At 63.5% G+C, this 24,001-nt stretch carries 21 protein-coding genes and 1 other RNA gene; 21 read left to right on the forward strand and 1 reads right to left on the reverse strand.

Annotated elements, in window-relative coordinates; all coding sequences use genetic code 11:
* Positions 1–41 precede the first annotated feature (41 nt).
* The 3 genes from rnpB to AC04SF_RS09620 all read left to right on the forward strand — a co-directional run bounded on the left by rnpB (position 42) and on the right by AC04SF_RS09620 (position 1,182).
* An RNA gene (rnpB, locus tag AC04SF_RS09610) (RNase P RNA component class A) lies at positions 42–441 on the forward strand.
* A gap of 166 nt (positions 442–607) precedes the next feature.
* On the forward strand, positions 608–892 hold the full coding sequence (locus AC04SF_RS09615; RefSeq protein ID WP_488477587.1) for a type II toxin-antitoxin system ParD family antitoxin: 285 nt from the start codon (positions 608–610) through the stop codon (positions 890–892).
* A complete protein-coding gene (locus AC04SF_RS09620) occupies positions 889–1,182 on the forward strand; it encodes a type II toxin-antitoxin system RelE/ParE family toxin (RefSeq protein ID WP_488477588.1) in 294 nt (97 codons plus the stop codon). The genes AC04SF_RS09615 and AC04SF_RS09620 overlap by 4 nt, the downstream gene beginning before the upstream one ends.
* Positions 1,183–1,191: 9 nt before the next feature.
* Here the strand turns inward: AC04SF_RS09620 and AC04SF_RS09625 are convergent, their stop codons facing one another.
* A complete protein-coding gene (locus AC04SF_RS09625) occupies positions 1,192–2,307 on the reverse strand; it encodes a cystathionine gamma-lyase (protein ID WP_488477589.1) in 1,116 nt (371 codons plus the stop codon).
* Between the two features lie 408 nt (positions 2,308–2,715).
* On the opposite strand from AC04SF_RS09625, the gene mraZ reads away from it, so the two are divergent.
* From mraZ to AC04SF_RS09715, 18 genes are all read left to right on the forward strand, one after another.
* Positions 2,716–3,174 carry a division/cell wall cluster transcriptional repressor MraZ gene (gene mraZ, locus AC04SF_RS09630; RefSeq protein ID WP_488477590.1) on the forward strand — a complete coding sequence of 153 codons (459 nt, stop codon included), beginning with the start codon at positions 2,716–2,718 and terminating at the stop codon, positions 3,172–3,174.
* Entirely contained in the window at positions 3,171–4,187 is a 1,017-nt protein-coding gene (gene rsmH / locus AC04SF_RS09635) for a 16S rRNA (cytosine(1402)-N(4))-methyltransferase RsmH (protein ID WP_488477591.1), read from the forward strand. The genes mraZ and rsmH overlap by 4 nt, the downstream gene beginning before the upstream one ends.
* 5 nt (positions 4,188–4,192) lie before the next feature.
* Positions 4,193–4,588, forward strand: coding sequence for a cell division protein FtsL (gene ftsL / locus AC04SF_RS09640; protein WP_488477592.1), 396 nt, complete (start codon positions 4,193–4,195; stop codon positions 4,586–4,588).
* Positions 4,585–6,294 carry a peptidoglycan D,D-transpeptidase FtsI family protein gene (locus tag AC04SF_RS09645; protein ID WP_488477593.1) on the forward strand — a complete coding sequence of 570 codons (1,710 nt, stop codon included), beginning with the start codon at positions 4,585–4,587 and terminating at the stop codon, positions 6,292–6,294. Before ftsL ends, AC04SF_RS09645 begins: the two co-directional genes overlap by 4 nt.
* A gap of 54 nt (positions 6,295–6,348) precedes the next feature.
* Entirely contained in the window at positions 6,349–7,803 is a 1,455-nt protein-coding gene (locus AC04SF_RS09650; protein WP_488477594.1) for a UDP-N-acetylmuramoyl-L-alanyl-D-glutamate--2,6-diaminopimelate ligase, read from the forward strand.
* Positions 7,800–9,233 (forward strand): UDP-N-acetylmuramoylalanyl-D-glutamyl-2,6-diaminopimelate--D-alanyl-D-alanine ligase, encoded by a 1,434-nt coding sequence (locus AC04SF_RS09655; protein WP_488477595.1) that lies wholly within the window; start codon positions 7,800–7,802, stop codon positions 9,231–9,233. The genes AC04SF_RS09650 and AC04SF_RS09655 overlap by 4 nt, the downstream gene beginning before the upstream one ends.
* An 18-nt stretch (positions 9,234–9,251) precedes the next feature.
* A complete protein-coding gene (mraY, locus tag AC04SF_RS09660; RefSeq protein ID WP_096447448.1) occupies positions 9,252–10,334 on the forward strand; it encodes a phospho-N-acetylmuramoyl-pentapeptide-transferase in 1,083 nt (360 codons plus the stop codon).
* 11 nt (positions 10,335–10,345) lie between these two features.
* A complete protein-coding gene (murD, locus tag AC04SF_RS09665) occupies positions 10,346–11,746 on the forward strand; it encodes a UDP-N-acetylmuramoyl-L-alanine--D-glutamate ligase (RefSeq protein WP_488477596.1) in 1,401 nt (466 codons plus the stop codon).
* The gene (ftsW, locus tag AC04SF_RS09670; RefSeq protein ID WP_095202159.1) at positions 11,746–12,897 is read left to right on the forward strand and encodes a putative lipid II flippase FtsW; all 1,152 of its coding nucleotides are present in this window, start codon (positions 11,746–11,748) and stop codon (positions 12,895–12,897) included. The genes murD and ftsW overlap by 1 nt, the downstream gene beginning before the upstream one ends.
* Position 12,898: 1 nt before the next feature.
* Positions 12,899–14,026, forward strand: a complete 1,128-nt coding sequence (gene murG, locus AC04SF_RS09675; RefSeq protein WP_488477597.1) for an undecaprenyldiphospho-muramoylpentapeptide beta-N-acetylglucosaminyltransferase — start codon at positions 12,899–12,901, stop codon at positions 14,024–14,026.
* The gene (gene murC / locus AC04SF_RS09680) at positions 14,023–15,423 is read left to right on the forward strand and encodes a UDP-N-acetylmuramate--L-alanine ligase (RefSeq protein WP_488477598.1); all 1,401 of its coding nucleotides are present in this window, start codon (positions 14,023–14,025) and stop codon (positions 15,421–15,423) included. The genes murG and murC overlap by 4 nt, the downstream gene beginning before the upstream one ends.
* Positions 15,420–16,385, forward strand: coding sequence for a UDP-N-acetylmuramate dehydrogenase (gene murB / locus AC04SF_RS09685; protein ID WP_488477599.1), 966 nt, complete (start codon positions 15,420–15,422; stop codon positions 16,383–16,385). Before murC ends, murB begins: the two co-directional genes overlap by 4 nt.
* A 302-nt stretch (positions 16,386–16,687) precedes the next feature.
* A complete protein-coding gene (locus AC04SF_RS09690; protein ID WP_488477600.1) occupies positions 16,688–17,614 on the forward strand; it encodes a D-alanine--D-alanine ligase in 927 nt (308 codons plus the stop codon).
* Positions 17,602–18,543, forward strand: a complete 942-nt coding sequence (locus AC04SF_RS09695) for a cell division protein FtsQ/DivIB (RefSeq protein ID WP_488477601.1) — start codon at positions 17,602–17,604, stop codon at positions 18,541–18,543. Before AC04SF_RS09690 ends, AC04SF_RS09695 begins: the two co-directional genes overlap by 13 nt.
* Positions 18,540–19,847 carry a cell division protein FtsA gene (gene ftsA / locus AC04SF_RS09700; RefSeq protein ID WP_488477602.1) on the forward strand — a complete coding sequence of 436 codons (1,308 nt, stop codon included), beginning with the start codon at positions 18,540–18,542 and terminating at the stop codon, positions 19,845–19,847. Before AC04SF_RS09695 ends, ftsA begins: the two co-directional genes overlap by 4 nt.
* 66 nt (positions 19,848–19,913) lie before the next feature.
* Complete coding sequence (gene ftsZ, locus AC04SF_RS09705; RefSeq protein WP_096447431.1) at positions 19,914–21,593, forward strand: cell division protein FtsZ; 1,680 nt, start codon at positions 19,914–19,916, stop codon at positions 21,591–21,593.
* Positions 21,594–21,874: 281 nt separating this feature from the next.
* Entirely contained in the window at positions 21,875–22,825 is a 951-nt protein-coding gene (gene lpxC / locus AC04SF_RS09710; RefSeq protein WP_488477603.1) for a UDP-3-O-acyl-N-acetylglucosamine deacetylase, read from the forward strand.
* 264 nt (positions 22,826–23,089) lie between these two features.
* Positions 23,090–23,959, forward strand: coding sequence for an outer membrane protein assembly factor BamD (locus AC04SF_RS09715; RefSeq protein ID WP_096447427.1), 870 nt, complete (start codon positions 23,090–23,092; stop codon positions 23,957–23,959).
* The last annotated feature ends 42 nt before the right edge of the window (positions 23,960–24,001 follow it).

The following is a 24,001-nucleotide window of genomic DNA, read 5'->3' on the forward strand; positions in this document are numbered from 1 at the left end:
TTCGTTTGCGTTTTCCCGGCTGAACCCCTTTATACGCCTTGCCAGCTGGCTGGGCGGCCGCACTCGCAAACGCCGAAAGGCCGCGAGTGAGGAAAGTCCGGGCTCCATGGAGACACGGTGCCGGTTAATGGCCGGCGGGGGCGACCCCAGGGAAAGTGCCACAGAAAGCAAACCGCCACGACTTTGTCGGGGTAAGGGTGAAAGGGTGGGGTAAGAGCCCACCGCGCGACTGGCAACAGGAGCGGCACGGTAAACCCCACCGGGAGCAAAACCGAATAGGGGCGGTGCGAGGGGTAACCCTCGAGGGCTGTTTCCGGCTCACCGTCCGGGTAGGTTGCGTGAGGCGCATGGCAACATGCGCCCAAGATGAATGGCCGCCACGTTCTCGTCCCGCAAGGGGCGAGGGCCATACAGAACCCGGCTTACAGGCCAGCTGGCAGTTTCGTCCTCGAAGAGAAATCCTTTGAGATCAGCAGGTTGCGCCTTCGGGTGCGCCCTGTCGATCCAGATTTTCTAGCTGTTGCTTTTACGAACCGTAATCGGTCGTCGCTTGAAGCTGGTGCGATTAAATCGTACCATTGTACGAGAGCAATACCAGGAGCCAATCATGGGACAGGTGAACAAACGTAGCATCACGCTGTCGCCAGAACTGGCGCAAGCGGTGGACGACGTGGTCGCCGCCGGCGAATATGCCTCGGCGAGCGAGGTCATCCGCGATGCGCTGCGGCAATGGAAGGACCGCCGCGATCTCTTCGGTTATACCATCGAGGAGTTGCGTAGACTGGTGCAGGAAGGGATCGATAGTGGGCCGGCGCTGGAGGGATCCCCTATCCTCGAACGAGCGCGCGCCAAATATCTCAAGATGGCTGAGGCAAAAGGCCTTGAGGAGTGAAATACCGGCTGCTTCCTCAAGCAGTGGTCGATCTTGAGGGGATTGGCGATTACATCGCCAGCCATAATCCCAATGCCGCAGTCCGTTTCGTGGATGCCTTGGAACGACGATGGAACTTACTCACCCTCCATCCCTTTTCAGGCGCGCCGCGGGACGACATCGCGCCGGGCATTCGCCATCTGGTCATTGGCGAATACCTGACTTTGTATCGGGTCGGCGGCGACGCGATCGAAATTCTTCGCGTGCTGCACGGCCATCGCAATATCGAGGCCGACGACCTCGGGTCGTGATCGGTTCGGTCAGCCGCTGATCCTATCCAACGATGCCTCGATCGCCGCCCAAAGCTCTTCCACAGGTTCACAGCCTACCGACAGGCGCACAAAGCCGGCAGGAACCGCATCGCCTCGTTTCAAGCGCCGCTCTGCCGAAGAATGAACGCCGCCGAAGGATGTCGAGGCCTGCAGCAACTCGCAAGTGTTGATGAAATCCTCGGCCTTGTCCTCCGAGGCGAGTTCGAAAGAGATGAGGAAGCCGAAGCGTTCCATCTGGGCGCGGGCGAGGTTGTGCGACGGATCGCTTTCGAGGCCGGGAAAACGCAAGCCGCTGACCGCGTTGTGGCTTTGCAGCCGTCGCGCGATCACTTCCGCCGAGGAGCACATGCGGTCGAAGCGCACATCGAGCGTTTCCAGGCCGCGGTGCACCAGCCACGCTTCGAACGGTCCCGGAATGCCGCCGGCGGTCTCGCGCCAGCCTGTCACGGCCGCGATGATTGCTTCATCGCGGCTGGCGACATGGCCGAACAGCACGTCGGAATGGCCGTTGGGCGCCTTGGTGTCGGCGGCAACCACGATGTCGGCACCATGGTCGAGCGGGCGCTGGCCGAAAGGCGTCATCGTCGTGTTGTCGACAACGACGATCGCGCCGGCCCGGTGAGCGCTCTCGGCGACGGCCGTGATGTCGCAGATGTCCAATCGCGGATTTGAAGGGGTTTCGACGTAGACGAGGCGATAGCCGTCGAAGCCGCCGTCGAGGAAAGTCGATGTCGGTCGTAAATCGAAGTCAATACCGAACGGTTTCAGGAAGCGTTCGGCCAACGCCCGTGTGGCATGGTAGCCGTCCGAAGGCAAAAGGATGCGGTCGCCGGATTTCAACAGTCCGAAAAACACCGCCGAGATTGCCGCCATTCCCGAAGGGAAACCGACACATTGCGCGTCTTCCAGATGCGCCAGCATGTGCTCGACTGCATCCCACGTCGCGTTGCTGTAGCGGCCATACTGACTGTAGTCGGTCCCTTCTCCCGGGTTGTGGAAGATGGCGGCCATGGTCAGCGGCAACGGAATGGGGTCGCCTTTGGCAAGGTTGTCGCGGCGCAGATGGGCGAGGGACGCGGCGCGTGACCTGGCTGTTTCGGACATGGATTTTCAAACCTTGTTGCTAAGCGGAAGACACGGCTGACGCTATGCGCGGCGGCCGTGCGCGGCAAGCCGCCTCTGTTTGGGCCAAAGCGCTCTAAACGCTTCGTTAGGCTTAATGGATCATAAAAATGGGACGTGCCGAAACGGCTGCTCTGATTGGTCGCGATGCGCGTGTTTGTGAAGCCTATTCCCGTTGACGCCCATAGTGCCCCATGATATCCCATTTCGACATCAAAGCCTTCGTTCCGTGTCAGGGTAAAGCGTACGCCAATCGGGCAGCCGCGGCGGCTGCGCGTTTGCCGGTTTTTGCCCGTATGGGCGAGGCTGATACGGGGCAGGGAGCGCGCAGCGGTGGCGCGTGCAAGACGATGAAGAGGGGTGCGGCGGCGCAAGCGGCTGTGACGTTTAATGGACCGGTTTCTGTCGAACACGGTGAGCAGGATCGATGCGAAGGGTCGGGTTTCCGTTCCGGCGCATTTCCGCACCGTCGTGCAGAAGCGCGGCTATTCGGAACTCTACGCACTGCGCTGTCTGGATCTGCCAGCGATGGATGTCGGCGGGTTGGATCTGCTCGATCGCTACGAGCAGCGCATCGCGCAAGAGGATCCATTCCTGCAGACGGCGGACGACATGTCGTTCTTCTGTCATGGCGATGGAGCGTTCCTGAAACTCGACCAGGATGGCCGCATCACCATGACCGATTTCATTCGCGAGCATACCGGCATCTCGGCGGAGGTGGCCTTTGTCGGGCGCGGCAATTTCTTTCAGATCTGGGAGCCGGGACGGCTTGCTGCCTATGGGGCGCAGGCGCGGGCCAGGCTTTTGCAGCTTCGGCAGGGGACGAAGCCTGGGGAGCGACCGGAATGACGGTGGGCCACGGCGATGATACCAACGCCGTTGGCGGATCGGTCCGCCACATTCCGGTCCTCCTTGGCGAAGTGCTCGAGGCGCTGGCGCCGGTGGAGGGCGACATCATCATCGACGGCACGTTCGGCGCCGGCGGCTACACAAGAGCCATCCTGGCGACCGGGGCGTCCGTTGTGGCGATCGACCGCGATCCCGACGCCATCGCTGCTGGGCGCGATCTGGAGGCGCAATCGGGCGGCAGGCTAAAACTGGTGCAGGCGCCGTTCTCGACGCTCGACGAACATGTTGAGAGCGCCGACGGCGTCGTGCTCGACATTGGCGTGTCCTCGATGCAGCTCGATCAAGCGGAGCGCGGCTTTTCCTTCCGTTTCGACGGACCGCTCGACATGCGCATGGCGCAGGCTGGCCTGAGCGCCGCCGACGTCGTCAACAGCTTCAAGCCCGGCGACCTTGCCCGCATCTTCGGCTTCCTCGGCGAGGAGCGCCATGCCGGGCGCATCGCCCGCATGATCGAGGCGCGCCGTGAAAAGCGGCCGTTCGAGCGCACGCTGGAACTGGCCGACGCCATCGAGACGCATATCGGCCGTGCGCCGAAGGACAAGATCCATCCGGCGACCCGCGTCTTCCAGGCGCTGCGCATTTACGTCAATGACGAGCTCGGCGAACTGGCCAAGGCGCTGTTCGCGGCCGAACGCGCATTGAAGCCCGGCGGGCGCCTCGCCGTAGTGACGTTTCATTCGCTGGAAGACCGCATCGTCAAGCGCTTCATCGCCGACCGGGCCGATGTCGCCACCGGCTCACGTCATCTGCCCGAGGCGCAGGCGCGCACCGCGACCTTCCGTAAGGCCGGCGGCGGCGTGACGGCTGATGACGCCGAGGTGGCGGCCAATCCGCGTGCCCGTTCGGCCAGGCTGCGCGCGGCGATCCGCACCGAAGCGCCGGCGCGCGCCGGCGACTTTTCGATTTTCGGCCTTCCAAAGCTTCCCGGCATCGACCTGCCGGGGGAGAGGTAAAGCACGTGTTCCGTACCAGCGACATTGTCCTGATCGCCGTCATGGTTTCGGCGGCGGCCCTGACCTACAAGACCAAGCGCGAGGCCGAGGACCAGCTGGCAGCGGTGCAGAAGATCCATAACCAGATACGCTATGAGGAGGAGACGATCGACCTGCTCAAGGCCGACTGGAGCCTGCTCACCCAGCCGTCGCGGCTGCAGAAGCTCGCCGAACTCTACAAGTCGCAGCTTGCGCTCGAGCCGGTCAGTGCCCGACAGATCGTCGGTTTGGGCGATCTGCCGGCCAAGGCCTTGGACATTCAGGACATTCTGAAGGGGCGCCAGGACAGCATGGCCGACAATTCCGACAAGGCGCCGTCCGGCGACAAGGATCCCGTCGTGACTGGAGGCATCGCCCAATGATCGGCAAACTGCTGAGGCGTCGCGCCAGGACGGGCGAAGACAGATCTATCGTCGTCGAAGGCGCCCGTAAGGCGACCGGCGGCAAGGGCAAGGCGCGCATCGTGATGACGATGGCGGTGTTCTTCGGCATCTTCTCGACCATTTCAGGGCGGCTGGTCTATCTCGGCTTCCAGACCCCAGATTTGTCGGGCGGCCCGCAGAGCCGGATCACTGCCTCGCGGCCCGACATTGTCGACCGCAATGGCGAAGTGCTGGCGACCGACATCAAGACGGCGTCGCTGTTTGCCGAGCCGCGCCGCATCGTCGATGCCGACGAGGCGATCGAGAAACTGTCGACCGTACTGCCCGAGATCGACTACGAGCAGACCTACCACAAGCTCAAGAGCGGCGCCGGCTTCGTCTGGCTGCAGCGGCAGCTGACGCCCAAGCAGCAGGCCGACATCATGCAGCTCGGCATTCCCGGTTTCGGCTTCCGCACGGAGAAGCGCCGTTTCTATCCGAGCGGCGAAACCTCGTCCTACATTGTCGGCCTGACCAACATCGACAACCAGGGCATCTCCGGCATGGAGAAATATATCGACGAGCAGGGGCTGAGCGACCTGCAGGCGTCGGGCCTTGCGGTGGCCAAGGATCTCAAGCCGGTGAAGCTTTCGATCGATCTGCGTATCCAGCATGTGGTGCGCGACGAGATCGCCGCCGGCCTCGAGCGCTACCGCGCCATCGGCGCCGGCGCCGTCGTGCTCAACGTCAAGACCGGCGAAGTGGTGGCCATGGCCTCCGTGCCGGATTTCGATCCGAACAATCCCTACAATGCACAGGAAAAGGACCGGCTGAACCGGATGTCGGCGGGCCTCTACGAGATGGGCTCGACCTTCAAGAGCTTCACCTCGGCCATGGCGCTCGATTCCGGCAAGGCGACGATGAACAGCCGTTTCGACGCTTCGCATCCCATCCGGGTCGGCCATCAGGCCATTCACGATTTCCACGGCAAGAACCGTGTGCTGTCGCTGCCAGAGGTGTTCCTCTATTCATCCAACATCGGGTCGGCCAGGGAGGCCGAGCTGGTCGGCATCGAAGGGCACCGGGAATTCCTGCATCGCCTTGGCATCCTGGAACGGATGCAGACCGAACTGCCGGAAGTCGCCCGCCCGACCGAACCGAAGGTGTGGAAACAGGTCAACTCGTTCACCATCGCCTTCGGTCACGGCGTGTCGACGACGCCGCTGCAAGCGGCTGTCGGTTGCGCGGCGCTGATGAATGGCGGCTTCCTGATGAATCCGACCTTCCTGGTGCGTACGCAGGAAGAAGCGATGGCAACCGCCAAGAGAGTTGTGAGTGAAAAGACGGTCGAGGGCATGCGCTACCTCTATTCGCTCAACGCCGAAAAAGGGTCGGCCAGAAACGCCAGAGTCCCCGGCTACCGCGTTGGCGGCAAGACCGGAACGGCTGAGAAGGTCATCAACGGCCGCTACTCGAAGGAGTTGAATTTCAACACCTTCGTCGCTGCCTTCCCGATGGACGATCCGCAATATCTGGTGTTTACGATCGCCGACGCTCCGCACCCGGAAAAGCCGGGGATGACCGACGTCGCGGCGGCGAATGCTGGGGTTATGGCCGGCAATATCATCAGGCGCTCAGCGGCCATGCTTGGCGTGAAACCAGATTTCAGCCATGAAAATGGTGCAACGTTGGTTTCCTATGAGTGATTCTTAGGGCGCGCCGGCGACTGCGCGCTATTTTATTGCGGTGAACGGAACTCGATGAAGCTCAGAGATCTAGCCGGTATCCTACCAGTCGAAGGAATAGCTTCCGCCGATCTGGAGATTACCGGAATTTCGTCCGATTCCCGCCAGGTAAAACCGGGCGTCGTCTTTTTTGCGCTCGCCGGCACCAAGGCGGACGGTGCGGCCTACGCTGCCGACGCGGCCAAGCGCGGCGCGCTGGCGATCGTGGCAAGCAAAGGCAGCTCCGTTGCCGGACTGCCGGTTCCGGTGCTGGCGGTCGACGATCCGCGCCTGGCTTTGGCGCTGAGTGCTGCCCGCTATTTCGGCAAGCAACCGCAGACCATGGTCGCGGTGACCGGCACCAGCGGCAAGACCTCGGTCGCCGCCTTCACGAGGCAGATATGGGAGCAGGCGGGCTACGCAGCAGCCTCGATCGGGACCACCGGCGTGGTGGCGCCCGGCCGCAACGAATACGGCTCGTTGACGACGCCCGATCCGGTGGCGCTGCACCAGTTGCTGCGGGAATTGGCCGATGCCGGCGTAACCCATGCCTCGATGGAGGCTTCCAGCCATGGGCTCGACCAGCGCCGGCTTGACGGGGTGAAGCTCGCCGCCGGCGGTTTCACCAATCTCGGCCGCGACCATATGGATTACCATCCGACGGTCGAGGATTATCACCGCGCCAAACTGCGCCTGTTCGACACGCTGCTGCCGAAAGGCGCGCCCGCGGTGATCTTCGCGGACGATCCGTGGTCGGCGCCGACGATCCAGGCGGCACAGGCTGCCGGGCTCAAGGTGCTGACGGTTGGCCGCCATGGTGATTTCCTCACGCTGAAGCGGGTTGAGCACGAGCGCCACCGCCAGCGCGCCGAGGTCGAGGCCGAGGGCGTGCTTTACGAAATCGACCTGCCGCTGGCCGGCGATTTCCAGATTTCGAATGCGCTGGTTTCGGCGGGCCTCGCCATTTCCACGGGAACACCTGTCGCCAAGGCATTGGCCGCATTGGAGAAATTGAAGGGCGCGCCGGGCCGGCTCGACCTTGTCGGCACCACCGCCAGCGGCGCGCCGGTCTATGTCGACTATGCCCACAAGCCCGATGCGCTGGAGAATGTTCTGGCCTCGGTGCGGCCGTTCACCACCGGCCGCGTGATGGTCGTGTTCGGCTGCGGCGGCGACCGCGACCGGGGCAAAAGGCCGATCATGGGCGAGATCGCGACCAGGCTTGCCGATGTCGTTATCGTCACCGACGACAATCCGCGCTCCGAAGTGCCGGAAACCATCCGCGCCGCCATTCTGGCCGCCGCACCTGGCGCCATCGAGATCGGCGACCGGCGCAAGGCGATCCATGAGGCTGTCGCCATGCTTCATGCCGGCGACACGCTGATCGTCGCCGGCAAAGGCCATGAGGAAGGCCAGACGATCGGCTCCGAAACCCTGCATTTCTCCGACCATGAGGAAGTCCGCGCGGCGCTGCGGGAGCGTGCCGCATGAGTTTGCTGTGGACCTCCGAGGCACTGGTTGCCGCCATGGATGGCCGGCCGCTCGGCCCGATGCCCGAGGGCATATCGGGCATTTCGATCGACAGCCGCAGCCTGCAGCCGGGTGATGCCTTCTTCGCCATCAAGGGCGAGGTGATGGACGGTCATGACTTCGTCACCGCTGCTATCAAGGCCGGTGCCGGCGTGCTGGTGGTGGCGGAAGGCAAGCTGCCGTCGCTCGGCCGGCTGACGGCCCCGATCATCGTCGTCGAGGATGTGCTGACCGCGCTGGAAAAGCTCGGTGTCGCGGCACGCGCCCGCTCCCAGGCCAAGATCATCGCGGTGACGGGTTCGGCCGGCAAGACCACCACCAAGGAAGCGTTGCGCCACGTGCTGTCGGCCGTCGGCAAGGTGCATGCCTCGGCGCAGTCCTTCAACAACCATTGGGGCGTGCCGCTGACGCTGGCGCGCATGCCCGATTATTGCGACTATGCCGTCTTCGAGATCGGCATGAACCATCCCGACGAGATCCGGCCGCTGGTGAAGATGGTGCGGCCGCATGTCGCCATCGTCACCATCATCGCGGCCGCGCATCTCGGTTTCTTCCGCAATCTCGACGAGATCGCCAAGGCCAAGGCCGAAATTTTCGAAGGGCTGGAGCCCGGGGGTGCCGCCGTCCTCAACCGCGACGATGCGCGTTTCAAGCTTCTCGACAAGATGGCGCATGCCGCCGGCATCGAGCATGTCTACGGCTTCGGCGAGAATGCGCGCTCGACGTTCAAGCTCACCAAATGCGAATTGCACGCCGACCATTCAGACATTGCCGCCAGGATCGGCGGCCATGACATGATCGCCCGTATCGGCGCGCCTGGCCGCCACATGGTGCAGAACGTGCTGGCGGTTCTGGGCGCGGCGCAGCTGGTTGGCGCCGATCTCGACAAGGTGGCAATCGCGCTGAACGATCTCTCGGCCGAGCGCGGCCGTGGCAAGCGCCATGTGTTGCGGCACCCCGGTGGTCCGATCACGCTGATCGACGAGAGCTACAACGCCAATCCGGCCTCGATGGCGGCGGCCATGGCGCTGCTCAACGCGACGCCGGTGAAGGGTGAGGGGCGCCGCATCGCCGTGCTTGGCGACATGCTCGAACTCGGCGATCACTCGGCCAAGCTGCATGCCGCGCTCGCCGATCTCATCGTCGGCACCGGCACGCAGACGGTCTTTCTCGGCGGCCCGGAAATGCGGGCGCTGGCGGAAGCGCTGCCTGAAGACATCAAGACGGAATACCGTGCCGGCGTCGAGGAACTGAAGCCGGTGCTGCTTGCTGCGCTGAAGCCGGGCGACGTAGTGATGATCAAATCGTCGAAGGGCATCGGTTTTGCAAAACTGGTCGATGCGCTGCTGGGCAAATACCCGGCTGAAACGACAACCAGCAAACTGACCTAAGTCGGGGGACGAAAGCGCATGTTTACACTGCTGGTCGATTTCGCGGACAAGATCTCGGTCTTCAATGTCTTCCGCTACATCACCTTCCGCACCGGCGGGGCGCTGATCACCTCGGCGCTGATCGTCTTCATCTTCGGGCCGACCATCATCAATTCGCTCAGGCTGCGCCAAGGCAAGGGCCAGCCGATCCGCGCCGACGGACCGCAGACGCATTTCAAGAAGGCCGGCACGCCGACCATGGGCGGGCTGATGATCCTGTCCGGCATCATCGGCTCGTCGCTTCTATGGGCGAACCTGTCGAGCATCTATGTCTGGGTGGTGCTGCTGGTGACGCTGGGCTTCGGCTCGATCGGCTTCTACGACGACTATCTGAAGGTGACCAAGCAGTCGCATCTCGGCTTCTCCGGCAAGGCACGGCTGGGGCTCGAATTCATCATCGCCGGCATCGCCGCCTGGGTGATCATGCATAACGGCCAGGCGCCGTTCTCGTCATCGCTGACATTCCCCTTCGCCAAGGAATTCATTGTCAATCTCGGCTGGTTCTTCATCCCGTTTTCCTGCTTCGTCATCGTCGGCGCCGGCAATGCGGTGAACCTGACCGATGGCCTCGACGGGCTGGCGATCGTGCCGATCATGATCGCGGCGGCATCCTTCGGCGTCATCGCCTATCTCTCGGGCAATGCGGTGTTCGCCGAATATCTGCAGATCCATTTCGTTCCCGGCACCGGCGAGCTCGCGGTCGTGCTCGGCGCCGTCATCGGCGCCGGCCTCGGCTTCCTCTGGTTCAACGCGCCGCCGGCGGCGATCTTCATGGGCGACACCGGCTCGCTGGCCATGGGCGGCCTGATCGGCACGGTGGCGGTCGCCACCAAGCACGAGATCGTGCTGGTCATCGTCGGCGGCCTGTTCGTGGTCGAGATCCTCTCGGTCATCATCCAGGTCGGCTACTTCAAGATGACCGGCAAGCGCGTGTTCCTGATGGCGCCGATCCACCATCATTTCGAAAAGCTCGGCTGGACCGAGAGCCAGGTGGTGATCCGTTTCTGGATCATCGCCGTCATCCTGGCGCTCGTCGGCCTCTCCACCTTGAAGCTCAGATAGGGAGAACTTCCTTGATCCCCGCCGCATCCTTCGCAGGCAAGCACGTCTCGCTCTTCGGGCTCGGTGGCTCGGGGATCGCGACCGCGCGGGCATTGATCGAGGGCGGCGCGCAGGTGCTGGCCTGGGACGACAATCCCGACAGCGTCGCCAAGGCGGCCGCCACCGGCATCGCAACCGCCGATCTGCGCAGCGCCGACTGGGCGAAATTCTCGGCCTTCGTGCTGTCGCCCGGCGTGCCGCTGACGCATCCCAAGCCGCATTGGACGGTGGAACTGGCGAAGTGCGCCGGCGTCGAGGTGATCGGCGACATCGAACTTTTCTGCCGCGAGCGGATCTTGCAGGCACCAACGGCACCTTTCATCGCCATCACCGGCACCAACGGCAAGTCGACGACGACGGCGCTGACGGCCCATATCCTGAAGGCTTCCGGCCGCGACACCCAGATGGGTGGCAATATCGGCCGTGCGGTGATGACGCTCGATCCGCCGAGGCCTGATCGCCACTATGTCGTCGAGTGCTCGTCCTACCAGATCGACCTCGCGCCCACGATCAACCCGACGGCCGGCATCCTGCTCAACCTGACGCCGGACCATCTCGACCGTCACGGCACCATGCAGCACTACGCCTCGATCAAGGAGCGGCTGGTGGCCGGCAGCGAGACCGCGATCATCGGCATCGACGATTCCTGGTGCGCACAGATCGCCGAGCGGCTCGAGCGGGCGGGGCGCCAGGTCATCCGCATTTCCAAACGGCTGCCGTTGACCGACGGCTATTTCGCCGACGGCACCAATCTGATGGAAGCCGTGCACGGCCGCTACAGCAAGGTCGCCTTCCTAGAAGGCATCGGCTCGCTACGCGGCCAGCACAATGCGCAGAACGCGCTTGCAGCGGTCGCCGCGTGCCTGAAGGTCGGGCTCGACCTCGGTGAAATCCAGTCCGGGCTCGAAAGTTTTCCGGGCCTTGCCCACCGCATGGAGCAGGTCGGCCGCAAGGACCATGTGCTGTTCGTCAACGATTCGAAGGCGACCAACGCCGATGCGGCGGCACCCGCCCTGTCGAGCTTTCCGCGTATCTACTGGATCGCCGGCGGCCTGCCCAAGGAAGGCGGCATCGAGCCGTTGCGCGGCTTCTTCCCGCGCATCGCCAAGGCCTATCTGATCGGCGAGGCGGCGCCCGCCTTTTCGGCGACGCTGGGCGAGGCGGTGCCCTACGAGATATCGGGTACGCTGGCCGCTGCGGTCGAGCATGCCGCGCATGACGCGGCCAAGGATGACAGCGGCGAGGTGGTGGTGCTGTTGTCGCCGGCCTGCGCCAGTTTCGACCAGTTCAAGAATTTCGAAGTTCGCGGCGAAGCCTTCAGGCAAGCTGCGAGCGCTATAGATGGCGTCAAACCCATCGGAGGGGCACGATAATGCAGAGCCGTCTCGATAAAAGTCCTGTCGCAACCTGGTGGTGGACGATCGATCGCTGGTTCCTGGCGGCGTTCCTGTCGCTGATGGGCCTGGGCATCGTCCTGTCCTTCGCCGCCAGCCCGGCGGTGGCCGAGCGCATCGGCCTCGACAGTTTCCACTTCGCCACCAGGCAGATCATCTTCACCGTGCCGGCGCTCGGCGTGATGCTGGCCGTGTCCTTCCTCGATTCCAGGCAGATCCGGCGCATGTCGCTGATCATGCTGTGCCTGATGCTGGTGCTGATGGTGGCGGTGCTCTATGTCGGCGTCGAGGTGAAGGGCGCGCGGCGTTGGGTCTCGCTCGCCGGCCTGTCGATCCAGCCGTCGGAGTTTTTGAAGCCAGCCTTCGTCATCATGTGCGCCTGGCTGTTCGCCGAGCACAAACGCCAGCCCGACATTCCCGGCAATCTGTTCGCCATGTTGCTCCTGGTGCTGGTCGTGTCACTGCTGGTGGCGCAGCCGGACCTCGGCCAGACCATGCTGACGACCGGGACCTGGGGCATCATGTTCTTCATGGCGGGGCTTCCCTGGCTGTGGATCATCGTGCTGGGCGCGGCTGGGGTCGGCGGCGTCTTCGCCGCCTATACGGTGTTTCCGCACGTTGCCTTGCGCATCGACAAGTTCCTCACCGGCGAGGGCGACACGTTCCAGGTCGACATGGGACGCGACGCGCTGATCAATGGCGGCTGGTTCGGCGTCGGGCCGGGCGAGGGCACGGTCAAGCGGGTTATCCCCGACAGCCATGCCGACTTCGTCTTCTCGGTCGCGGGCGAGGAATTCGGGCTGATCATGTGTTTCTTCATCATGTCGATCTTCGCCTTCATCGTGCTGCGCGGCCTCAACACGGCGCTCAAGGAACATGACGATTTCACCCGCTATGCGGTCGGCGGCCTCGTCACCGTGTTCGGCCTGCAGGCCGTTATCAACATGTGCGTCAATCTGCAGCTGGTGCCGGCCAAGGGCATGACGCTGCCCTTCATCTCCTATGGCGGCTCCTCGCAGATCGCGATTGCCATCTCGATGGGCATGGTTCTGGCGCTGACGCGCAAGCGGCCGGAAAAGCGCAAGCAGATGGGCTTTACAATGCCACAGCGCGCCATGCCGGCGGAGTGACATGGCGAGGGGTGTGATCCTTCTCGCGGCGGGCGGAACCGGCGGACATCTGTTTCCGGCCGAAGCGCTGGCGCATGAGTTGATCGAGCGCGGCTGGTCGGTGCAACTGGCCACCGACGACCGCGCCGAGCGGTTTGCCGGTCACTTTCCGGCTGCCGCTATCCATCCGATCCAGTCGGCGACGATGGGTACGAAAAATCCGATTGCCCTGCTTGGCGCCTTCTGGAAAATCTGGCGCGGCGTGCGACAGGCCTCGGCCATTATCGGCAGAATCAAGCCGGATGCGGTGGTCGGCTTTGGCGGCTATCCGACCCTGCCGCCGCTCTACGCGGCGACGCGACGCAAGGTGCCGACGCTGATCCATGAACAGAACGCGGTGATGGGGCGCGCCAACCGGGCACTGGCCAGCCGTGTCGATGCCATCGCCGGCGGCTTCCTGCCGCAGGATACGAGCGCCACCGGCGAAAAGACGGTGACGACAGGCAATCCGGTTCGGCCGGCGGTGCTGGAGGCGGCCAAGACGCCTTACGCGGCGTCGACCGGGGAGGAGCCCTTCCGTCTCCTGGTGTTCGGCGGCAGCCAGGGCGCCCAGTTCTTTTCCGATGCCATGCCGGGAGCCATCGCGCTCCTTTCGGAAGCGCAGCGCAAACGGCTGGTGATTACACAGCAGGCCCGGGCGGACGACGTGGCGCGGGTGAAGGCGGCCTATGCCGCCCTTGGCGTCGCCGTCGAGGTTTCGCCCTTCTTCACCGACATGGCGGCGCGCATGGCGGCGGCGCATCTGGTGATCTCGCGCTCCGGCGCCTCGACCGTCTCGGAGATCGCCGTCATCGGCCGGCCGGCACTGCTGGTGCCTTATCCCTACGCGCTCGACCACGACCAGGCGGCGAATGCGGCCGCCCTTGCCGCTGCCGGTGGCGGCGAGGTGCACCCGCAATCGACGTTGTCGCCTGAACGCATCGCAGCTCTTATTGGCGGGTTGATGGACAATCCCGAGCGGCTGGCGGCGATGGCCGCGGGCGCGAAGTCGGCCGGCAGGCCGGACGCGGCACGGTTGCTCGCCGATCTCACAGAGGCTATTGCGTCCAGAAAAACCGTTACGGATTTCAGGAAGGCGACGCACCCATGAAGATGCCGCAGACCATAGGCCTCGTGCATTTCATCGGCATTGGCGGCATCGGCATGAGCGGCATTGCCGAGGTGCTGCACAATCTCGGCTACAAGGTGCAAGGGTCCGACCAGGCCGACAGCGCCAATGTGCAGCGGCTGCGTGACAAGGGCATCGAATGCTTCGTCGGCCACAAGGCCGAGAATCTTGGTGATGCCGAGGTGGTGGTCGTCTCGACGGCGATCAAGAAATCCAATCCGGAGCTGAAGGCCGCGCGCGAAAAACTGCTGCCGATCGTGCGCCGTGCCGAGATGCTGGCCGAATTGATGCGCTTCCGCCAGGCAGTTGCGATCGGCGGCACGCATGGCAAGACGACGACGACCTCGATGGTAGCGACCTTGCTCGAAGCGGGCGGCCTCGACCCGACCGTCATCAATGGCGGCATCATCAATGCCTATGGCACCAATGCGCGCATGGGCGACGGCGAGTGGATGGTGGTCGAGGCCGACGAGAGCGACGGCACTTTCCTGAAGCTGCCCGCCGAGATCGCTGTCGTCACCAACATCGATCCTGAGCATCTCGACCACTATGGCAGCTTCGACAAGGTGCGCGAGGCGTTCCGCCAGTTCGTCGAGAACGTGCCGTTCTACGGTTTTGGGGTGATGTGCACCGACCACCCCGAGGTGCAGGCGCTGGTCGGCCGCATCGAGGATCGCCGCGTCATCACCTATGGCGAGAATGCGCAGGCCGACGTGCGCTTCACCAACCACCGCATGGCGGGTGCCACGTCCGAGTTCGACGTGGTGATCCGCGACCGCAAGACCGGCAGCCAGAAGACGATTTCAGGCCTGCGCCTGCCGATGCCCGGCCGTCACAATGTCTCTAACGCCACCGCGGCGATCGCCGTCGCGCATGAACTCGGCCTGTCCGCCGAGGCGATCAAGAAGGGCCTGTCGTCCTTCGCTGGCGTCAAGCGCCGCTTCACCCATACGGGTTCGTGGAACGGCGTCGATGTGTTCGACGATTACGGCCACCATCCGGTCGAGATCTCGGCGGTGCTGAAGGCGGCGCGCAGCGCCACCAAGGGACGCGTCATCGCCATTGCCCAGCCGCACCGCTTCACCCGGCTGCATGATCTGTTCAACGAGTTCTCCGCCTGCTTCAACGATGCCGATACGGTGATGGTCGCCCCGGTTTACGCTGCCGGCGAAGACCCGATCGACGGTGTGACGTCGGATGAGCTGGTGTCGCGCATCCGCGCCGGCGGCCATCGCGACGCGCGCTATATCGAGGGGCCGGCGGCCATCGCGCCCATCATTCGCAATCTCGCCAAGCCCGGCGACTTCGTCGTCTTCCTCGGCGCCGGCAACATCACCCAATGGGCCTATGCTCTGCCAAAGGAGCTTGCCGCCTCATGATGCACGGCCAGGCCCTGATCGACAAACTCGGCGACCGGCTTGCCGGCCTGCGCGGCCGGCTGACGCCAAATGCCGAGATGGACAAGATCACCTGGTTCCGCGCCGGCGGCCTGGCCGAGGTGCTGTTTCAGCCGGCGGACGAAGAGGATCTTGCCGCGTTCCTGCGCGCGGTTCCTGAAGAAATACCTCTCACCGTCGTTGGCGTCGGTTCGAACCTTCTGGTCCGTGACGGCGGTATTCCTGGCTTTGTCATCCGGCTTTCGGCCAAGGGCTTTGGCGAGGCCGAAATCGTTTCACCGATCAGGATCAAGGCTGGGGCCGCCACGCCCGACAAGCGCGTGGCGGCCCTGGCGCTGGAGGCTGGTATTGGCGGTTTCCATTTCTATCACGGCATTCCGGGCGCCATCGGTGGCGCGCTCAGGATGAACGCTGGCGCCAATGGCGTCGAAACGCGCGAGCGCGTCGTCGAGGTGCGGGCGCTTGACCGCAGGGGCAACGTCCAGACGCTGAGCAATGCCGAGATGGGCTATGCCTATCGCCATTCGGCGGCCCCGTCCGGGCTGATCTTCACCTCGGCCGTGTTCGAAGGCTTTGCCGAGGACAAGGCCACGATCAAGGCGGCGATGGATGCGGTGCAGAATCACCGCGAGACGGTGCAGCCGATCCGCGAGAAGACCGGCGGCTCGACCTTCAAGAATCCCGAAGGCACGTCGGCCTGGAAGGAGATCGACAAGGCGGGCTGCCGTGGCCTGATGATCGGTGGCGCGCAGATGTCGCCGATGCATTGCAACTTCATGATCAACACCGGAACCGCGACCGGCTACGACCTCGAATATCTCGGCGAGACGGTGCGCGCCCGCGTGCTCGAGCATTCCGGCATCCGGCTGCAGTGGGAGATCAAGCGTATCGGCAATTTCCGGCCCGGACATGCCGTGCAGGAGTTTCTGGGCCAACTGCTTTAGTGTCCCTTGAAGTTCATGTGATGCATGAACTTCAACCCGCTCTCAAAACGCGCGAAACCGTTGCCGCAAAGACTCAGCGACACGGTTTTCGCGGCCATTTTCTCACAAAGTGAATCTCTCGGAATCATAAGCACTTGCCAGTGAATCAACTCTCTGATTCTCTGCTCGAAAGCGTTTCCTGATTTGAGTCGTTCGACGCGTTACCCGCGTTTTCCGTCTGGGGGGGCAACCTGCCGGGAGACTCGGACTCAATGTTGCGGAAATCTTGGTTTTTGGTCCGCCGTGAGAGGGGATGACGGGGAATGAAAAGCAAGCATGTGGCCGTCCTGCTGGGAGGTTTTTCGTCCGAGCGGCCCGTGTCCCTGTCTTCTGGAAAGGCTTGCGCCGATGCGCTCGAGCAGGAAGGCTACCAGGTCACCCGCGTCGATGTCGGGCGCGATGTCGGCTCCGTGCTTGCCGAGCTCAAGCCGGATGTCGCCTTCAATGCGCTGCATGGCCCCTTTGGCGAGGACGGCACCATCCAGGGCATTCTTGAATATCTCGCCATTCCCTATACCCATTCCGGCGTGCTCGCCTCGGCGCTCGCCATGAACAAGGAACAGGCGAAGAAGATCGTCAAATCGGTCGGCGTTCCCGTCGCCGAATCGAAAGTCACCAATCGCTTCGCCATCCAGAACAAGCATCCGATGAAGCCGCCCTATGTGATCAAGCCGGTCAATGAGGGGTCGAGCTTCGGCGTCGTCATCGTGTCGGAGGGGCAGTCGCATCCGCCGCAGGTCGTCGGGTCGTCCGAGTGGAAATATGGCGATACCGTCATGGTCGAGCGCTACATCCATGGGCGCGAGCTGACCTGCGCCGTCATGGGCGATGTGGCGCTTGGTGTCTGCGAGATCATCCCGACCGGCCATTCCTTCTACGATTACGATTCAAAATATGTCGCGGGCGGATCAAAACACGAATGCCCCGCAAAAGTTTCACCGAATATTTACCAAAAAATACAGACACTGGCGCTCAAGGCTCACCAAGCTGTCGGCTGTCGGGGCGTTTCCCGGTCGGACTTCCGTTATGACGATCGTCACTCCGAAAATGGCGAGGTTGTATGGCTCGAGGTCAACACTCAGCCGGGCATGACGCCGACGTCTTTGGTGCCTGAAATCGCTGCCCAGGCCGGGCATTCGTTTGGTGAATTGTTGAGTTGGATGGTGGAGGACGCTTCGTGTCTGCGTTGAAATGGGGACAAGGCAAGGGGAAGGGGGCGGTCGTGCCGTCGCTGTTCGGCCTGTCATTGTCGTTTGACCATTTCGTGCTGCCGCGCGTGCTTCGCCGCCCGGTGCGCATCCTGGCGCGCCTGGGCGATGGCGAATTCGAGGCGCCGCGCTTCTCCGTCGCGATCATGTCGGCCGTGCTGCTCGCTTCGAGCGGGGCCTATGGCGCCTATCTCGGCGGCCATGCCGACGGCATCATCCAGAGCATCACCGCCCGAACCGGCTTTGCTGTCGATCAGGTCAAGGTGGTCGGCAACCGCCAGACCTCCGAGATCGACATTCTCGACAGGCTCGAACTCGACGGCTGGACCTCGCTGATCGGCTTCGACGCGGAGGCCGCGCGCGAGCGCATCTCCAGCCTGCCTTGGATCGAAATGGCGGCGGTGCGTAAGGTCTATCCGCATACGCTGGAAGTGCGTGTCGAGGAGCGCGAGGCCTTCGCGCTCTGGCAGCAGGGCAATGATCTCTCGGTTATCGAGAAGGATGGCGCCGTCATCGCGCCGTTCTCGGGAGGCAAGCAGGTGACGTTGCCGCTGCTGATTGGCGACGGCGCGCCGGCCAAGGCGCCTGACTTCCTGGCCAAGGTCGAAAAATACCCCGACCTGGCGATCCGCGTAAAAGGCTATATCCGCGTTGGCGATCGGCGCTGGGATCTGAAGCTGGACAACGGCATCACCGTCAAGCTGCCTGAGGACGAAGAGGACCAGGCGCTCGCCGAGCTCGTCAAGATGGACAAGGACAAGGGCTTGCTGTCGCGCGACATCGCTGCTGTCGACATGCGTCTGACAGACCGGCTGGTCGTGGAATTGACGCCTGAAGCGGCGACGCAGCGCGAGGCCGCTCTCAACGAGAAGCCGAAGACCCTCAAGCGCAAGTCGGAGACGAAGATATGAGCTGGCTTGGCGGTTCAGGCGATGCCTCGTCGCGCCGATCCGGCACTCTGACGGTGCTGGATGTCGGCTCGAACAAGGTCTGCTGCATGGTGGCCAAGCTCAAGCCGAACGATGACGGCAAGCTCTTGCGCGGCCGCTCGCATCGGATCCAGGTGATCGGCATCGGCCATCAGAAGTCGCAAGGCGTGAAGTCGGGCGTGGTCGTCGATCTTGATCGGGCCGAACATGCCATCCGCCTGTCCGTCGACGCTGCCGAGCGCATGGCGGGGCTGACGGTCGATTCGCTCATCGTCAACATGACCGCCGGTCGGCTGAAGAGCGAAAGCTTCTCGGCGACCATCAATCTTGGCGGCCACGAGGCCGACGAGGCCGACATCAAGCGCGTGCTGGGCGCCGGTGCCAAGCAGGCGCTCAAGGCCGAGCGCGAGGTGATCCATTCACTGCCCGTCGGCTTCTCGCTCGATGCCGAACGCGGCGTGCGCGATCCGCGCGGCATGGTCGGCGACGCGCTTGGCGTCGACATGCATGTGCTGACGGGGGATGCAGCCCCGATGCGCAACCTGGAACTTTCCATCAACCGCTCGCATCTGTCGGTCGAGCGCATGGTGGCGACGCCCTATGCCAGCGGCTTGGCGGCTCTGGTCGACGACGAGCTGGAACTGGGTGCGGCCTGCATCGACATGGGCGGCGGCACGACGACCATCTCGGTGTTTTCGGAAGGCAAGTTCGTCCATGGCGACGCCATCGCTATTGGCGGCAACCACGTCACGCTGGATATGGCCAAGGGGCTCTCGACCTCGCTCGACGCCGCCGAACGGCTGAAGGTCATGCATGGTTCGGCGCTGCCGGGCAGTGCCGACGACCGCGACCTGGTCTCGATTCAGCCGATCGGCGATGATGGCGAGGTGCCGCTGCAGATACCGCGCTCGGTGATGACGCGCATCGTGCGCGCCCGCATCGACGAAACGCTCGAATTGTTGCGCGACCGGCTGAACAAGTCCGGCTACGGCAATGCGGTCGGCAAGCGCGTCGTGCTCACCGGGGGCGCCAGCCAACTGGCCGGCCTGCCGGAAGCGGCGCGCCGCATCCTGGGACGCAATGTACGCATCGGCCGCCCGCTCGGCGTGGCCGGCCTGCCCGAAGCGGCGAAGGGGCCGGCTTTCTCGGCCGCCGTCGGGCTTCTGATCTATCCGCAGATGGCGAGTTTCGAGAGCCATCCGGCGAAAGGCATTTCCGGTCTCAGGATGACCGGAACGGGTGGAAAACTGCATCGCATGAGTCAGTGGTTGAGAGACAGTTTCTAATTGACGGGGACAGCCCCATAGGCGGCCGCGGCGGCGAAGCGGCGTGAAAGGCAAAGGACGGAGACAATGACCATCAATCTGCAGAAGCCGGACATCACCGAGCTTAAGCCGCGCATCACCGTGTTCGGTGTCGGCGGCGGCGGCGGCAACGCCGTGAACAACATGATCACCGCCGGTCTGCGCGGTGTCGAGTTCGTGGTGGCCAACACCGACGCGCAGGCGCTGACCATGTCGAAGGCCGACCGGCTGATCCAGCTTGGCGCGCATGTCACCGAGGGGCTCGGTGCCGGATCGCAGCCGGAAGTCGGCCGTGCGGCGGCGGAAGAATGCATCGACGAGATCATCGACCACCTGTCCAACACCCATATGTGCTTCGTCACCGCCGGCATGGGCGGCGGCACCGGCACCGGTGCTGCTCCGGTCGTTGCCCGCGCCGCGCGCGAAAAGGGCATCCTCACCGTCGGCGTCGTCACCAAGCCGTTCCACTTCGAAGGCCAGCGCCGCATGAAGACGGCCGACATGGGAATCGAGGAACTGCAGAAATGCGTCGATACCCTGATCGTCATCCCCAACCAGAACCTGTTCCGGCTGGCCAATGACAAGACCACCTTCGCCGACGCCTTCGCCATGGCCGACCAGGTGCTCTATTCCGGTGTCGCCTGCATCACCGACCTGATGGTCAAGGAAGGCCTGATCAACCTCGACTTCGCCGACGTGCGTTCGGTGATGCGCGAGATGGGCAAGGCGATGATGGGCACCGGCGAGGCTTCGGGCGAGGGCCGCGCGATGGCCGCCGCCGAAGCCGCGATCGCCAACCCGCTGCTCGACGAGACCTCGATGAAGGGCGCCAAGGGCCTGCTGATCTCGATCACCGGCGGCCGCGACCTGACCCTGTTCGAAGTCGACGAAGCGGCGACCCGTATCCGTGAGGAAGTCGACCAGGACGCTAACATCATCCTGGGCGCCACCTTCGACGAGGAACTCGAAGGCGTCATCCGTGTCTCGGTGGTTGCCACCGGCATCGACAAATCGGCGGCTGAAATCGCCGCTGCTCCGATCTCGATCCGTACGGCACCGCAGAAGCCGGTCGCCCGTCCGGCCGTGGCCGCGGTGGAAAGCCGCCCGGCACCGGTCCAGCAGCCTGTCTATGAGCCGCGTGCCGCCGATCCGGTCGCCGAGGCCATCCAGCTCGCCGAGGCAAACGCCGCCGCCATGGCGCAGGCTCGTCCGGCTCCTGTCGCTCATGCGGATGATTTCCGTCCGCAGAGCAAGATCTTCCAGGCGCCGCCACAGCAGCCAATGCCGCAGCCGGTCGTCCAGCAGATGCAGCCGGCCCCGCAGCCGCGTGAAATGCTGCGTGAGGTCCAGCAGCCGGTGGCTATGGCACCGCAGCGCATGCCGCGCGTCGAGGACTTTCCGCCGGTCGTCAAGGCCGAGGTCGACGCCAAGAGTCGCCCAGTGGACCACGAGAACAACAGCGGACCGATGGGCCTGTTGAAGCGCCTGACCAACGGCCTGACCCGCCGCGAGGAGGAGCCCGCAAGGCTGCAGCCGGCGCAACCGCGCGAGCCGAAGCTTCGCCAGGCTGCCCCCGAAGTGCGCCGTCTCGCCAGCCAGGACGCCCAGCTCTACGCGCCGCGCCGTGGCCAGCTGGATGACCAGGGCCGCCTGACGCCGCAGACCAGGGCGACTCAGGACGACGATCAGCTGGAGATTCCGGCGTTCCTGCGCCGCCAGGCCAACTGAGCGGTTAACGGACTGTAATAATTGTTAACAGGCAAGCAAGGAATTGCTTGCCTGTTAACGTTTTAAATGCCGCAAAATCAAAAGGTTACAATATCGAGCTCGCTCCGACTTGCGGTTACAAAGGGTAAGAAACTGTGATTTGGAGTCTCCCTGCCGGAACATTATCTTCGCTGCCTACCATAGTCGGTGTGCCGGGATTTCGGGGGAAGTGACCCTGCCTGCCGATTTTCACAAGAGCCGCGCCCTCGGGCTGGAGAAGCGGACCTAGGCATTTCGGGCTTATGGGGATTGTCTTGCACGACTATCAGACGACAGTGAAGACGCGCGCGTCGCTTACCGGCACCGGCGTTCACAGCGGCAAAGAAGTTTCCATCAGTTTCCTTCCCGCGGATGCCGACACCGGCATCGTGTTCCAGCTTGTCAACGGAGACGGGCAGGGCCGCGAGTTCCGCGCCCTGGTTGCCGAGGTCGGCGCCACCGATCTGTGCACCATGCTTGGCGATCCCGCGGGCGAGCACATCGCCACGGTGGAGCACATCATGGCTGCCCTGTTCGGGCTTGGGATCGATAATGTCGTTATCGAGATCGACGGTTCCGAGGTTCCCATCCTCGACGGCAGCGCCATGGCCTTCGTGGAAGCCATCGATCAGGCAGGCATCGAGATGCTGTCGGTCAAGCGGCGCTACATCAGGGTCGTCAAGCCGGTCCGTATCGAGAACGGTGCTTCCTGGGCGGAGTTCAGGCCCTATGACGGCACTCGTTTCGAAATCGAGATCGATTTCGAAAGCCCGGCCATCGGCCGCCAACTGTTTGCCTCCGACCTCAATGCCGATATTTTCCGCCGCGACATTGCGCGGGCTCGCACCTTCGGCTTCATGAAGGATGTCGAGCGGCTGTGGGCCGCCGGCTATGCGCTGGGATCCTCGCTGGAAAATTCGCTGGTGATCGGTGACGACAACCGCGTCATCAATATGGGCGGCCTGCGCTATCCCAACGAATTCGTACGCCACAAGACGCTTGACGCCATGGGCGACCTGGCGCTGGCCGGAGCCCGCTTCATCGGCTGCTTCCGCTCCTATCGCGGCGGCCACAGGATGAATGCCGCCGCGCTGCGGCGCCTGCTGTCGGACCGCACGGCCTTCGAGATTGTCGAGACGACGCGCCGCGAGCGTGGCCGCGCGGCGGAGATGAGCGCCGTCAATGCGCCGCTCTACGCACCCTGGATGATCTGAACTCGCAACGTTTTCGCACTTTGTGGCGCGATGCCTTAGTGTTGCAGGAATGCATCATCGGCCGGCGAAATCACAGGGATGTTCCAGTGCCGCCGCGCCGCCATAAAAATGCGCGATTGCCCGGAGATAGCGTTGCCGGGCAAGGCGGTTATGGTTTATGGCTGCTGCCGTCGATTAGTGCATGTCGCTCAAAAGTGGGGACCAGTTTTGGGACAACAGCATGCAAGAGGCATTAAAATAACGCCGAAAGGGCGCAATCCAATCATGTTCTTCAAGCGAGCCGGTCAATCGAAAGCGCGCCAGCGGTCTGTTATCCTGGCGCTTTCGCTGGTTGTTCCATCGCTCTTTCTGTCGGCCTGCATGTCGTCGGAGAAAGACATCGACCTGTCGACCTATGTCGACCAGACCGAGCCCGCCGACGTTCTCTACAATCAGGGTCTCGCCAATTTGAATGCCGGCCGCCTGGACGAGGCTAGCAAGAAGTTCGACGCCGTCGACCGCCAGCATCCCTATTCGGAATGGGCCCGTAAATCGATGGTGATGGGCGCGTTCGCCGACTATCGAAAGGGCAGCTACGACGACGCGATCTCGTCGGCCAAGCGCTATCTGGCGCTGTATCCGTCCACCGATGACGCGCCTTACGCACAGTACATTATCGGCCTGAGCTACTATCGCCAGATCAAGGATGTGACGCAGGACCAGAAGGAAGCGCGCCAGACCCTGCAGACGATGCAGGATCTGGTCACGCGCTGGCCGACATCAGAATATGTCGACGACGCCAAGGAGAAGATCCGCTTCGCCAACGATCAGCTCGCCGGCAAGGAAATGCAGATCGGCCGCTACTATCTGGAGCGCCGCGAATACATTGCCGCCGTCAAGCGCTTCCGCACCGTGGTGGAGAACTATTCCAATACACGCCATGTCGAGGAAGCGTTGGCCCGCCTGACCGAAAGCTACTACGCGTTGGGGCTGACCTCGGAGGCCCAGACGGCCGCCGCGGTGCTTGGCACGAACTATCCTGACAGCTCATGGTACAAGGATTCCTACAAGCTCCTGCAGAGCAACGGGCTTGCGCCGCGCGAAAATGCCGGATCGTGGATATCCAAGGCCGGGAAGCTGATCACCGGCGCCTGATCCTTAAAGCGCGTCGCAGCGGCGCGCTTTTCGGATTGATCC

This window comes from Mesorhizobium sp. CNPSo 4671, from assembly GCF_057784245.1.

Bases quoted from the DNA above. Each gene is read 5' to 3' on its own strand.
- ftsA (WP_488477602.1), top strand. From the start codon at position 18,540: ATGAGCTGGCTTGGCGGTTCAGGCGATGCCTCGTCGCGCCGATCCGGC.
- lpxC (WP_488477603.1), top strand. From the start codon at position 21,875: ATGGGGATTGTCTTGCACGACTATCAGACGACAGTGAAGACGCGCGCG.
- AC04SF_RS09715 (WP_096447427.1), top strand. From the start codon at position 23,090: ATGTTCTTCAAGCGAGCCGGTCAATCGAAAGCGCGCCAGCGGTCTGTT.
- AC04SF_RS09615 (WP_488477587.1), top strand. From the start codon at position 608: ATGGGACAGGTGAACAAACGTAGCATCACGCTGTCGCCAGAACTGGCG.
- mraZ (WP_488477590.1), top strand. From the start codon at position 2,716: ATGGACCGGTTTCTGTCGAACACGGTGAGCAGGATCGATGCGAAGGGT.
- AC04SF_RS09655 (WP_488477595.1), top strand. From the start codon at position 7,800: ATGAGTTTGCTGTGGACCTCCGAGGCACTGGTTGCCGCCATGGATGGC.
- ftsW (WP_095202159.1), top strand. From the start codon at position 11,746: ATGCAGAGCCGTCTCGATAAAAGTCCTGTCGCAACCTGGTGGTGGACG.
- murC (WP_488477598.1), top strand. From the start codon at position 14,023: ATGAAGATGCCGCAGACCATAGGCCTCGTGCATTTCATCGGCATTGGC.
- ftsZ (WP_096447431.1), top strand. From the start codon at position 19,914: ATGACCATCAATCTGCAGAAGCCGGACATCACCGAGCTTAAGCCGCGC.
- murG (WP_488477597.1), top strand. From the start codon at position 12,899: ATGGCGAGGGGTGTGATCCTTCTCGCGGCGGGCGGAACCGGCGGACAT.
- AC04SF_RS09625 (WP_488477589.1), bottom strand. From the start codon at position 2,307: ATGTCCGAAACAGCCAGGTCACGCGCCGCGTCCCTCGCCCATCTGCGC.
- mraY (WP_096447448.1), top strand. From the start codon at position 9,252: ATGTTTACACTGCTGGTCGATTTCGCGGACAAGATCTCGGTCTTCAAT.
- AC04SF_RS09645 (WP_488477593.1), top strand. From the start codon at position 4,585: ATGATCGGCAAACTGCTGAGGCGTCGCGCCAGGACGGGCGAAGACAGA.
- murB (WP_488477599.1), top strand. From the start codon at position 15,420: ATGATGCACGGCCAGGCCCTGATCGACAAACTCGGCGACCGGCTTGCC.
- AC04SF_RS09690 (WP_488477600.1), top strand. From the start codon at position 16,688: ATGAAAAGCAAGCATGTGGCCGTCCTGCTGGGAGGTTTTTCGTCCGAG.
- rsmH (WP_488477591.1), top strand. From the start codon at position 3,171: ATGACGGTGGGCCACGGCGATGATACCAACGCCGTTGGCGGATCGGTC.
- AC04SF_RS09650 (WP_488477594.1), top strand. From the start codon at position 6,349: ATGAAGCTCAGAGATCTAGCCGGTATCCTACCAGTCGAAGGAATAGCT.